An 11,742-nucleotide genomic window follows, 5' to 3' on the forward strand; every position below is an offset into this window, starting at 1 on the left:
TTTTTCTTTGTGCGCAGAACATGTGGGTAGTGCCGGCCGCCGGCCGGCACCGCCATAGCTGCACACCGGCCGGTAGATGCACGCCATGCGTGGATATTCTCCGCGGGCAGCCCCAGCGCCAACCAAGGTTGGCGACTACCGAGGGCATGCGGGCGCACAGTAGATTCACGCCACATGTGGATGCGGCACCAGCCAGGGTTGGTCGCTCCTCACGGCAGGTCCGGAAGCGGCCTTTTTTTCCTGACCCATCACGCAAAAGCAGGCAAAAAAACGGCGCCCTGCGGGCGCCGTCTTGACCGGGATGGAACTGCAGGCCCGGATCAGGCGGCCCGCGAGACCTCGTGCGGTTCCTGCTGGCGGAACACCGATACCGCCTCGGTAAGCGTACCCGCCTGCGATTGCAGCTCGCGTGCGGCCGCGGTGGCTTCCTCCACGAGCGCGGCATTCTGCTGCGTCGCCTGGTCCATCTGCACCACGGTCTGGTTGATCTGCTCGATGCCGACCGACTGCTCCTGCGAGGCCGCCGAGATCTCGTGCATCAGGTGGCTGACATTCTCAACGCCCCCGACAATGCCCTGCATCCGCTGGCCCGCATCGGCCACCAGCTGGGCACCTTCGCCCACCTGGCGACCCGCCTCATCGATCAGTTTCTTGATTTCCTGTGCGGCGGCGGCGGAGCGCTGCGCCAGCACGCGCACCTCGCTGGCCACCACCGCGAAGCCACGGCCCTGCTCGCCGGCACGGGCGGCCTCCACTGCCGCGTTGAGCGCGAGGATATTGGTCTGGAAGGCGATGCCATCGATCACGCCAGTGATGTCGCCGATCCGCTTCGAGGCTCCCTCGATCGCCTGCATGGTGTCGACGACCCGCTGCATGGCGACGTTGCCGTCGCTGGCGGCGCTCTGGGTGGTGATCGCCAGCTGGCTCGCCTCGCGCGCATGGGCAGCGTTCTGGCGCACGGTGGCAGTCAGCTCTTCCATCGAAGCGGCGGTTTCCTGCAGGTGCGCTGCCTGGCGCTCGCTGCGCTCGGACAGCGCGCCATTGCCCGCAGCGATTTCGCTGGCAGCGGTGCTGATCGAGGACGCGCACTGCTGGATACGGCCCACCATGCGCGCCAGCTGGCCGGCGGTGGCGTTGGCATCGCGCTGGATCGCGGCAAAGGCGCCGTGATACTCGCCATGCATGCGTCGATCGAGATCGCCGCTGGCCAGCGCCGAGAGCATCTGCCGCACCTCGTCAACCGTACTGCCCAACGTATCCAGCAGCTGGTTGATGCCGCCGGTGAGGCCATCGAGGAAGCTGGCACCTTCGGTTGCCTGCAGGCGCTGGTCGAGGTCGCCGGCGGCGGCGGCCGCGACGATGCCGGCGACGGCGTTCTCCAAGGCGAGCTCATGGGTACGGTCATGCCACTCCACGGCAAAGCCCAGGCGCACGCCCTGTGCGTCGAAGACCGGAGTAACCACCTGTGCGAAGTGCACCGGGCCGATCTGTACCTTGCCGTTGTGGCTGACCTGCAGGCCATTGAGGATGGCGCGGATCCGGTCCGGGTTGGCGTGGAAGCGATGAATGCTGCTACCGACCAGGCGCTCGGCATCGAAATCGGGGAAGGCCTGGCGCAACGTTGCCTGCTGGTTGCGCAGCAGGGCCACCACCGAGCGGTTCACGTAGCGGATCACGTGATCGTTGTCGGCAATCATCATCGCGGTGCGCGAGGCATCGAGGGCCTGGCGGATCTGCGCGTTCTCGGCGTGTGCCTCCGCTTCGCGTCCACGCTGGGCCTGCACATGGCGTGCGGTGTCGGCCAGCGCATGGGCCAGCGAACCCGGTGCGTAGGCGGTGGTGTCAGCATGTGCACCAAGATCGGCGCCGGTGGCGATGTCGCGCGCCAGCGCGGCCAGCCGCCGGGGACCGTGGCCGAGTGCTTCGGTCTGCTGGCGGAGCCGCAGTGCGACCTGGCCAAGGAACAGGGTCAGGCCGGCCAGCATCGCGGCCTGCAGCAGCGCCGGCCCCACCGCAGCACCGGCCGGCAGCGGGGCCAGCAGTGCAAGCGTGCCGATGCTACCGGCCAGCCACACCGGCAGACGATCGCGATGGCCCAGCAGCACGCCCAGCAGCAGGGCGATCGGCAACGCCGGCGACAGGCCGGTGATCGCGGACAACAGGGCCAGCTGCAGCGCCACCAGGATTGCCAGGGCGTTGCGGGCGATGTCGCGGCCTGCCAGCGGACCGGCCAGCCACAAGGCGGGCAGCACAGCGCCCGCGGCCAACGCGGCGGCCACACCGTGCGGACCGCGCAGGGCCAGCACCAGCCCGGTCACGGCCAGTGCCGCGCTGCCGATCAGCAGGCGGCGGTCAGCACCGCGGGCGAGCTGTTGCAGGTGCGACAGGCGGGCGGTATCGGGGGGACGGGCGGATGCAATGGACATCGGAGGCTCCTGGGTCAGCAGACGACAACGAGCACGCCGCAACGCACGCAGCAGGGCGTCACGAGGGCGGGTGCCGGGAATTCGAGGGATGCGGCGCGATCAGCGACGCGGAGAGGGGACACCGCGGCCACATCCTGTGGGTGACGGTGCAGCAGAGCGGGCATGCGGACTTCCTTGCAGAACCAGACACATGCCGCAGGACCGACCGGGCCCGCGTGCAGCGGGCGCAGGGGCCCGCAACTGATGTATCGGCCGCAAACGCGCGGAGTGAAGCGCGCGGACGCCTGCGCTCAGCCGGCGTTGTCGTTGCTGAAGAAGTGCAGGATCACGCCTGCGATCTGTTCCGGATCTTCCATGTGCAGGTGATGGTTGCCGGGAAACACTGCCAGCCGGCCATCCCGCAGGTGCTGCAGGCGATCGCTGCGCATCGGCTCGGGATAATACGACTGCGCCGGTGTGGCATAGATCACCTGTGTCGGGCAGGCGATGGCCTGCAGCAGGTTGTCGATCTGGCCCTCGCTGAGGCGGATCGCGGTGGGCAGCATCAGGCGCGGATCGCTGCACCAGCGATACCCGCCTTCGACCGGTTCCACGCCGCGCTCGACCAGCAGTCGTGCGCACGGTTCGCTGAGCTGGTTGGTCATCATCCGTGCGCGGATCGGCGCGGCCAGGTCGGGGAACACGCGCAGCTGCTTGCGCGCCAACGCACGGGTTGCGTTCACGTGCTCGCGCAGGCGATGGGCGGTCTCTTCTTCGGGGCCGCGCAGGCCGCCGAGAGCTTCGATCGCCACCAGGCGCTCGACGCGGTCGCTGACCGAGGCGGTGAGGCTGGCGATGCCGGCGCCCATCGAATGGCCGAGCAGGCTGAAGCGGTCCCAGCCCAGGGCGTCGGCCACATCAAGCACGTGGCAGATCGCGGCCGCCGTGGTGTAGCTGGCACCGGCCGGCAGGTGCGCGCTGTGGCCATGGCCGGGCAGGTCGATCGCCACCAGCTGCAGCGACGCCAGGTGCGGCGCCAGCGGCACGAAGCTGGCGGCATTGTCGAGCCAGCCATGCAGGGCCAGCACGCACGGGCCGTCGCCGCTGTTGCGCAGGCCGGCGACGCGGGTGCCGCCGACCCCGAGTTCAAAGGGTTGCAGACTCATGCCAGCGAGGCCACGGCCAGTCGCGCCAGGGCGCGCGCGTGTTCCGGTTCGGCATTGAGGCAGGGGATGTAGCGCATCGTCGCGCCACGTTCGGCCAGCGTTTCGGTGAAGCCCATCGCGACTTCTTCCAGCGTTTCCAGGCAATCGGTGGCGAAGCCGGGGCAGACCACGTCGATCTGCTTCACACCGGATTCGGCCAACGCCCACAGGCTCGGCTCAGCGTAAGGCTGCAGCCAGCGCTCGCGGCCGAAGCGCGACTGGTAACCCATCTGCCAGTCGTCCTTGCCCAGGCCCAGCGCGTTGGCGATGGCCTGCGCGCTGGCCTCGCAGCGCTGCGGATACGGATCACCCGCGTCGGCCAGGCGCTGCGGAATGCCGTGGAAGGAGAACATCAGTTTCTGGCTGCGGCCGTGCTGTTCCCAGTAGCGGCGGATCGAGCCGGCAACGGCCTCGACCCAGCCCGGGTCGACCGAGTAGTCGCGTACCAGACTGACGGTCACGCCCGGGTTGCGCCGCTGCCAGGCATCGACCCGGTCCTCGACCGAGGCGGTGGTGGTGGTGGAGTACTGCGGGTACAGCGGCAGCACCACGATGCGGCGTGCGCCTTCGCCGGCGAGGCGGTCGAGCTCGTGGGCCAGGGCCGGTTCGCCATAGCGCATTGCGTGGCGCACTTTCAGGGTTGGCAGCAGGGCCTGCATCGCCTGCGCCAGCTGCCGGGTATGGACCATCAGCGGTGAGCCATCCGGCAGCCAGACCTGGGCGTACTTGGCCGCCGAACGGCTGCTGCGCAGCGGCAGGATCAGTCCGCGCAGCAGCGGCTGCCACAGCAGTGGCGGGATCGCGACCACGCGGCGGTCGGACAGGAATTCGGCCAGGTAACGGCGTACGGCGGGGGCCGTCGGCGTATCGGGCGTGCCTAGGTTGACCGCCAGCACGGCGGTATCGGGTGCGTCGAGCATGGGGTGCATTGTCGCCGATCCGGTGTCGCACCGGGATGCAGGGTTCGGATTGCAGGCATAGCGGGCATCTATGTGAGCGGGGAGCGCTCATTGGCGATTCATGACAACACTACTAATTTCAGTCACTTGCTATATTCCTATGGACTGACTTCTGGAGCCTGCCATGCGTCGCCCGATCCAAGCCCTGCTGATCGCCGCCAGCCTGCTGTCCAGCCAGGCCATGGCCGGACCGCAGGAAGACCAGCGCGCCCGCAATGCCGTGCGCGTGCTGGCGGAGATCCAGGAAATCCCTGAACAGGGAATTCCGGACAAGTTGCTCGACGAAGGCCGCGCGGTCATCGTCATTCCCGACACGATCAAGGCCGGCCTGGTCATTGGCGGTCGTCGCGGCCACGGGCTGATGTCGGTGCGCATGCCCAATGGCGCCTGGTCCAGCCCGGTATTCGTCAAGCTGACCGGTGGCAGCATCGGCTTCCAGGCCGGCGTGCAGTCTTCCGACGTAGTGCTGGTGTTCCGCAACGACCGCAGCCTGGACAACCTGGTCAATGGCAAGTTCACGCTTGGCGCCGATGCCGGCGTTGCCGCCGGTCCGGTCGGCCGCAATGCCGCCGCCGCCACCGACGGCCAGCTGAAGGCCGAGATCTGGTCGTGGTCGCGCGCGCGCGGCCTGTTCGCCGGTGTCGCGCTGGATGGCGCGGTGCTGCAGATCGACGATGCCGCCAATCTGGACGCCTACGGCAGCAACACCACGCCGCGCATGATCTTCGAAGGTCGCGCCGTCGGTTCGCCGTCGATGGACGTGGTCGCCTTCCGCGATCGCCTGGAAGAGGCCACCTACGCCGCCCGCAACAACCGCAACGGCAACGGTGGCAATGCACCGCGTCCGGCGCCGGCGCCGGCTGCCGCCCCTGTGCCTGCGCCTGTTCAGGCAGCACCGGCGGCCCCGGCCGAAGCCACCACCGCGCCGCTGCAGAACGTTCCGCAGAACCCGCCGCCGCAGCAGCAGGGCTTCCAGCCGGTCAACGACGGCGAAATCCGCACGGAAACGCTGGGCGGAAACTGACTTTCGTCACGCGCGCCGGCTAACACCCGGTGCGCTATGCTCGACAGCCTGATCACTAACGTAACGAGCGTCTTTATGGGCAGTTTCAGCATCTGGCATTGGTTGGTCGTGCTGGCCATCGTCCTGCTGGTGTTCGGCACCAAGCGCCTGACCAGTGGCGCCAAGGACCTCGGTTCGGCGGTCAAGGAATTCAAGAAGGGCATGCGCGACGACGACAAGCCGAACGCGCAGCTGGGCGACGAGTCGCGCAGCCAGGACGCCTCGCGCACCGCGCAGGACGAGCACGACCGCACCCCTCGCTGATCCGGAGCGGTCGCGGTGTTTGATATCGGCTTCAGCGAACTGCTGGTGATCGCCGTGGTCGCCCTGGTGGTGCTCGGTCCCGAGCGCCTGCCCAAGGCGGCCCGCTTTGCCGGCCTGTGGGTGCGTCGCGCCCGCAATCAATGGGATTCGGTGAAACAGGAACTGGAGCGCGAACTGCAGGCCGAGGAGATCAAGCGGCAGATGCAGGACGTTCGCCAGGGCATGCAGGACACCGAGAACCAGCTGCGTGCCAGCGGCGAAGCGATCCGTCGCGAAGCGCAGGAGGCGCAGCAGCAGGGCGATACGCTGGCGCAGGAGGTACGCGCACCGGCGCCTGCGGATCTGCCGCCGCATATGAGCGGCCTGACCCGTGCCGATGCACCGGTACAGGAGGGCGTCGCTCCCGAGCCGACGCCGGCGACACCCCCTGAAGCCGGTGCGCCGCCGCCGCCGCGCACGGAGCGCCAGCCATGAGTGAACAGGATTTCGGCGAGAGCTCGCTGGTCGAACATCTGGTGGAACTGCGCGGCCGCCTGGTGCGCGCATTGCTGGGCCTGGGCGTGGTGCTGCTGGCGCTGCTGCCGTTCACCCAGAAACTGTACAACGCGTTGGCCGAGCCGCTGGTCTCGCAGCTGCCGAACGGGCAGACGATGATTGCCACCAATCCGGCCGGCGCCTTCTTCGCGCCGTTGAAGCTGACCTTCTTCGTTGCCCTGTTCGTGGCGGTGCCGTGGCTGCTGTACCAGCTGTGGGCCTTCGTCGCGCCCGGCCTGTATGCGCGCGAGAAGCGCCTGGCGGTGCCGCTGCTGGTGTCCTCGGTGCTGCTGTTCTACACCGGCTGTGCCTTTGCCTACTTCCTGGTGCTGCCGGCGGTGTTCCACTTCCTCACCACCTTCAGCCCGGACGTGATTGCGATCACCCCGGATGCGAATGCCTACCTGGATTTCGTGCTGGCGATCTTCTTCGCCTTCGGCGGCAGCTTCGAGTTGCCGGTGGCGATGGTGATCCTGGTGCTGCTGGGCTGGGTGACGCCGCAGCAGTTCAAGGAAGGCCGCGGCTACGCGATCGTCGGCATCTTCGTGCTGGCGGCGGTGCTGACCCCGCCGGACGTGGTTTCGCAGCTGATGCTGGCGATCCCGATGTGCCTGCTCTATGAGCTGGGCATCCACGCCGCACGCTGGCTGGTGCCGTCGTCGGCAGTCAAGAAGCCCGCCGCCTGAAAGAAAAAAGGGGACGGAGGGGATTAAGTCGTTTATGCCCAGTGTGTGCAGCTAACGACTTAATCCCCTCCGTCCCCTTTTTTCATCAGGCGTGGAAGATGTCGCTCGAGGTCGGCGTGGTCGGGATCGGCGGTGCGGCGCGGCTGCCACGGTGCACGAACATCTGCTTCCACGCGGCGTAGACCGCGCCGACATACAGCGGCATCAGCACCGTGGTCAGCACCAGCTGGGCGATGAAGGCGGCGGCCAGCGGGCCGCCGATCAGCATCGCGATCTGGATCACGATCACGAACAGGATGTAGATGCAGAACGCGGCGATCAGGCCGAGCACGGCGAACACGATCATCGCGCCGATGTTCTCGATGCAGCCCTGCAGGCTCAGGCGCAGCGCGTGCATGCCGCTCTGCTTGTCGAACACCACCAGCGCCGGCTGGGTGAACATTGCCAGCGACAGTGCGACCGCGCTCAGGAACACCAGCAGCATCCACAGTGCGATGCGCTTGGCCGGCAGGTTGGCCACCAGCGCCGCGGCATCGTCCGGCTTGATCTGCTGGCCACTGCGGCTGATCTCTTCCATCTTGGTCATGACCTCGCTGAAGGCGGTGAAGCCTTCGCGGCCGATCATCAGGAACAGCAGCGCGCCCAGCAGCAGCACCGCCAGCACCTGGATCGCCAGCGGCACCAGCAGGTGGCTGACGCGGTGGTCGCGGATCGGCTGCAGCAGGTGCGAGGCCAGGCCCGGGCGACCTTCGTCGATCTCACCCACGGCGTACAGCATGCCGCCGAACATGATCGGCGAGATGGCCAGGGTCATCAGCTGCACGGCCATGCCGGCAGCGCCGGGAATCAGCGTCGACAACAGGGTGACCACCCAGCTCACCAGCAGCCAGGTCAGACCGATCCGGGCCAGCTGCAGCGGCGCACGCCGATACAGCGAGAACGTATCCAGCAACCACTGGGCGCCCGCCGAGGCCGGCAGCTTGCGGAATCTCTTTCATGGACATCCGGGAAGGACAGGAGGGGGCCGGGCGCTTGCCCGTGCCGCCGATTATCCCTGTTTTGCCGCCGGCTGGGCTGAAGACAGCCGCGCCTGGCGAACGAAGCGGCGCAGCAGCTGGCGCGCCAGCGGTGCGGCGCTGACCGCGCGCTCGATGCTGCGGGCACAGCCGCCATGGCGGCCGATGCAGTCGGCGCGGGCACGCACGTAGCCGCGCATGTGGTGGGTGGCGAACTCGGGGTGGAACTGCACGCCCCAGGCCTGGCGCCCCCAGCGGAAGGCATGGCAGCCATCCAGCGGCGAGCGTGCCAGTACTTCGGCACCGTCAGGCGCGCGCAACACGGTCTGCAGGTGGGTGGCGTGGGCGGCGAAGTGCTGCGGCAGGCCCTGGAACAGCGGGTCCTGCGCGGCCTGCGGCTGCAGCTCCAGTTCGATCGTGCCCGACTCGCGCCCGGCCGGGTTGTAGGCCACCTCGCCACCCAGCGCGTGCGCCAGCAGCTGGTGCCCGTAGCAGATACCGAACACGGGCAAGTCGTCGTGGGCGGCCTGGCGCAGCCATGCGGCACTGCGCTCACTCCATTCGGCGTGGTCGGTGACGAAGGCGGCCGAGCCGGTCACCAGCACGCCGGCGAAGGCATGCGGGTCGGGCAGGGCATCCCCGTGTTCGACATCGACCACCACCGTCTCGTGCTCTTCCAGCCCGGCGGCCACCCGGATCCAGTGCGGGAAGCGCCCGTAGCGGCGCAGCGACGGCACCGGGCGGCCGGTTTCAAGGATCAGGAACGGGGCTGGGTTCATCCGGGGGCGGCAGGACTGACAGGACTTCCTCGATTGTAGTCAGCCCCTGCGCCACCTTTTCAAGCCCGGCCTGGCGCAGGGTTCGCAGCCCTTCAGCCCGCGCGGCACGGGTGAAACCGGCCAGATCCATGTCGGCGCGGATCTGCCCACGCAGCCGCGAGCCCAATGGCAGCAACTCATACAGGCCGATGCGGCCGAGGAATCCGGTGCGCCGGCACTCCAGGCAACCAACCGGCCGACAGGGCGTGGCGGCATCTGGATATGCAGCTTGGCTATCAGCCAGCACCGCCCAGTCGGCAGCACCAAGGGTGTGCGGCTGCTTGCAGTGCGGGCACAGGGTGCGCACCAGGCGCTGGGCGAGGATGCCGTTGAGGGTGCTGGCCAGCAGGTAGTGCGGCACGCCCAGGTCGAGCAGGCGGGTGACCGCCGACGGCGCGTCGTTGGTATGCAGCGTGGACAGCACCAGATGGCCGGTCAGCGAGGCCTGCACCGCCATCTGCGCGGTTTCCAGATCGCGGATCTCGCCGATCATGATGATGTCCGGGTCCTGCCGCAGCAGGGTGCGCACGCCGCTGGCGAAGTCCAGGTCGATGTTGGCCTGCACCTGCATCTGGTTGAACTCGGGCGCGATCATCTCGATCGGGTCCTCCACGGTGCACACGTTCACGTCCGGCGTGGCCAGCCGCTTCAGCGTGGAATACAGGGTGGTGGTCTTGCCTGAGCCGGTCGGGCCGGTGACCAGCACGATGCCGTGCGGGCGTTCGACCAGTGCATTCCAGCCGGCGGCCTCCTGCGGGCTGAAACCCAGCTGGTCGATGCTCTTGAAGGCGGCATCCGGGTCGAAGATGCGCATCACGCACTTCTCGCCGAAGGCGGTGGGCATGGTCGACAGGCGCATCTCGACCTCGCGGCCGCCCGGCGAGCGGGTCTTGATGCGGCCGTCCTGCGGGCGCCGGCGTTCGGCCAGGTCCATGCGGCCGAGCACCTTGATGCGGCTGACCACGGCGGTCATCACCGCCGGTGGCACCTCGAAGACCTTGTGCAGCACGCCATCGATGCGGAAGCGCATGCGCCCCATCTCGCGGCGCGGTTCCAGGTGGATGTCCGAGGCGCGCTGTTCGTAGGCATATTGCAGCAGCCAGTCGACGATGTGCACGATGTGCTGGTCGTCGGCATTGACGTCGCCGGTACGGCCCAGCTCGACCAGCTGCTCGAAGCTGGGCAGGGTGGTGCTGGCTTCGCCGCGGACATCGCCGCGCGCGCCACGCACCGAGCGGGTCACCCCGTAGAACTCCATGGTGTAGCGGTGCAGGTCGAGCGGATTGACCACCGCCAGCTCGATGCTGCGGCGGGTCAGGTGCTGCAGGTCGCGGCGCCACTCCTGCACCAGCGGCTCGCTGGTGGCCACCAGCACCCGTTCGGCATCCACCGCCAGCGGCAGGAAGCGGTGGCGGCGGGCGTAGGCGTGGGAGACCAGCGCGGTGACCGCAGCGACGTCAACCCGGGTCGGATCGATGCGCAGGTAGCGGCTGCCGGTGCGCCGGGCCAGCCATTCGGTCAGGCGTTCCAGGGTCAGTTCGCCACCGTCGCGGGCGGCCAGCTTGAGGTTGGACAGCAACACCAGCGGGTGCACTTCACTGGCGTTGCGCGCGCCCTGTGCGGAAAACCGCATGCGCTCGACGTCGTGCTCGGCCACCAGGCCATCGGCCAGCAGCGCTGCGCAGACCTGTTCGAAATGCAGGCGGCCCCACGGCAGCGGGATGTCGCCTGGCTCGCCGGGCGTGCCCACCGGCAGCCGATGTTCCATCTGCCTGCTCCTCCCGGGTACGGAATGCCCCGCAGGTCGGCCGTTATACTAACGCACCCCCTTGCCGGCCAAGACTCGTACGCATGTCCGCGACCCCGACCGTTCCGATCACCTTCCAGGGCCTGATCCAGACCCTGAACCAGTTCTGGGCCCAGCAGGGCTGCGTGCTCATCCAGCCGCTCGACCTGGAGGTGGGCGCCGGTACCTTCCACCCGGCCACCTTCCTGCGTGCGATCGGTCCGGAACGCTGGAACGCGGCCTACGTGCAGCCCTCGCGCCGCCCGACCGACGGCCGCTATGGCGAGAACCCGAACCGCCTGCAGCGCTACTACCAGTACCAGGTGGCGATGAAGCCGGCGCCGGACAACATCCAGCAGCTGTACCTGGATTCGCTGAAGGCGCTGGGCATCGACCCGCTGGTGCACGACCTGCGTTTCGTCGAGGACAACTGGGAATCGCCGACGCTGGGCGCCTGGGGCCTGGGCTGGGAAGTCTGGCTCAACGGCATGGAAGTGACCCAGTTCACCTACTTCCAGCAGGCCGGTGGCCTGGAGTGCCGCCCGGTGCTGGGCGAGATCACCTACGGTCTCGAACGCCTGTGCATGTACCTGCAGAACTGCGACAACGTCTACGACCTGGTCTGGACCTACGGCCCGGACGGGCAACCGGTGACTTATGGCGACGTCTACCACCAGAACGAAGTCGAGCAGAGCACCTACAACTTCGAATACGCCGACGTGGACGAAATGTTCCACCGCTTCGATGCCTGCGAGCGTGAAGCGCAGAAGCTGGTCGAGGTGGGCCTGCCGCTGCCGGCCTACGAGCAGGTGATGAAGGCCAGCCACACCTTCAACCTGCTCGATGCACGCCGCGCGATCAGCGTGACCGAGCGCCAGCGCTACATCCTGCGCGTGCGCGCGCTGGCCCAGGCGGTGGCCAAGGCGTACTACGAGCAGCGCGAGAAGCTGGGCTTCCCGGGCGCGAAGAAGGCCTGACGGGCCGTCGGCACCCACCCGCTTTTCAT

General features: G+C 68.2%; 11 protein-coding genes. 5 read left to right on the plus strand and 6 right to left on the minus strand.

The window, feature by feature from the left end; genetic code table 11:
• Nucleotides 1-320 precede the first annotated feature (320 nt).
• The 3 genes from J3A72_RS02740 to hemH form a co-directional block, all read right to left on the minus strand.
• Nucleotides 321-2,426, minus strand: coding sequence for a methyl-accepting chemotaxis protein (locus J3A72_RS02740; RefSeq protein WP_075075860.1), 2,106 nt, complete (start codon nt 2,424-2,426; stop codon nt 321-323).
• Between the two features lie 290 nt (nt 2,427-2,716).
• Nucleotides 2,717-3,571, minus strand: coding sequence for an alpha/beta hydrolase (locus tag J3A72_RS02745; protein ID WP_075075859.1), 855 nt, complete (start codon nt 3,569-3,571; stop codon nt 2,717-2,719).
• Nucleotides 3,568-4,530, minus strand: coding sequence for a ferrochelatase (gene hemH, locus J3A72_RS02750; protein ID WP_032957857.1), 963 nt, complete (start codon nt 4,528-4,530; stop codon nt 3,568-3,570). Before hemH ends, J3A72_RS02745 begins: the two co-directional genes overlap by 4 nt.
• Before the next feature lie 163 nt (nt 4,531-4,693).
• Between hemH and J3A72_RS02755 the strand changes: the two genes are divergently transcribed.
• From J3A72_RS02755 to tatC, 4 genes are all read left to right on the plus strand, one after another.
• Nucleotides 4,694-5,593, plus strand: coding sequence for a YSC84-related protein (locus J3A72_RS02755; RefSeq protein ID WP_046433307.1), 900 nt, complete (start codon nt 4,694-4,696; stop codon nt 5,591-5,593).
• Between the two features lie 75 nt (nt 5,594-5,668).
• Complete coding sequence (gene tatA, locus J3A72_RS02760) at nt 5,669-5,896, plus strand: Sec-independent protein translocase subunit TatA (protein WP_014648907.1); 228 nt, start codon at nt 5,669-5,671, stop codon at nt 5,894-5,896.
• Nucleotides 5,897-5,911: 15 nt separating this feature from the next.
• Nucleotides 5,912-6,370 (plus strand): Sec-independent protein translocase protein TatB, encoded by a 459-nt coding sequence (tatB, locus tag J3A72_RS02765; RefSeq protein WP_032957854.1) that lies wholly within the window; start codon nt 5,912-5,914, stop codon nt 6,368-6,370.
• Nucleotides 6,367-7,116 carry a twin-arginine translocase subunit TatC gene (tatC, locus tag J3A72_RS02770; RefSeq protein WP_005420449.1) on the plus strand — a complete coding sequence of 250 codons (750 nt, stop codon included), beginning with the start codon at nt 6,367-6,369 and terminating at the stop codon, nt 7,114-7,116. Before tatB ends, tatC begins: the two co-directional genes overlap by 4 nt.
• A gap of 85 nt (nt 7,117-7,201) precedes the next feature.
• Here tatC and J3A72_RS02775 read toward each other — a convergent pair whose 3' ends face one another.
• The 3 genes from J3A72_RS02775 to J3A72_RS02785 all read right to left on the minus strand — a co-directional run bounded on the left by J3A72_RS02775 (nt 7,202) and on the right by J3A72_RS02785 (nt 10,718).
• The gene (locus J3A72_RS02775) at nt 7,202-8,095 is read right to left on the minus strand and encodes a BPSS1780 family membrane protein (protein WP_209572149.1); all 894 of its coding nucleotides are present in this window, start codon (nt 8,093-8,095) and stop codon (nt 7,202-7,204) included.
• Nucleotides 8,096-8,164: 69 nt separating this feature from the next.
• The gene (locus J3A72_RS02780; protein WP_014648904.1) at nt 8,165-8,911 is read right to left on the minus strand and encodes a glutamine amidotransferase; all 747 of its coding nucleotides are present in this window, start codon (nt 8,909-8,911) and stop codon (nt 8,165-8,167) included.
• On the minus strand, nt 8,883-10,718 hold the full coding sequence (locus J3A72_RS02785) for an ATPase, T2SS/T4P/T4SS family (protein WP_014648903.1): 1,836 nt from the start codon (nt 10,716-10,718) through the stop codon (nt 8,883-8,885). Before J3A72_RS02785 ends, J3A72_RS02780 begins: the two co-directional genes overlap by 29 nt.
• An 83-nt stretch (nt 10,719-10,801) precedes the next feature.
• Here J3A72_RS02785 and glyQ point away from each other — a divergent pair, with 83 nt between their 5' ends.
• The gene (gene glyQ, locus J3A72_RS02790) at nt 10,802-11,713 is read left to right on the plus strand and encodes a glycine--tRNA ligase subunit alpha (RefSeq protein WP_014648902.1); all 912 of its coding nucleotides are present in this window, start codon (nt 10,802-10,804) and stop codon (nt 11,711-11,713) included.
• Nucleotides 11,714-11,742: the final 29 nt, after the last annotated feature.

The organism is Stenotrophomonas sp. PvP093 (genome assembly GCF_017876915.1).
Taxonomy (GTDB): Bacteria; Pseudomonadota; Gammaproteobacteria; order Xanthomonadales; family Xanthomonadaceae; genus Stenotrophomonas; species Stenotrophomonas muris.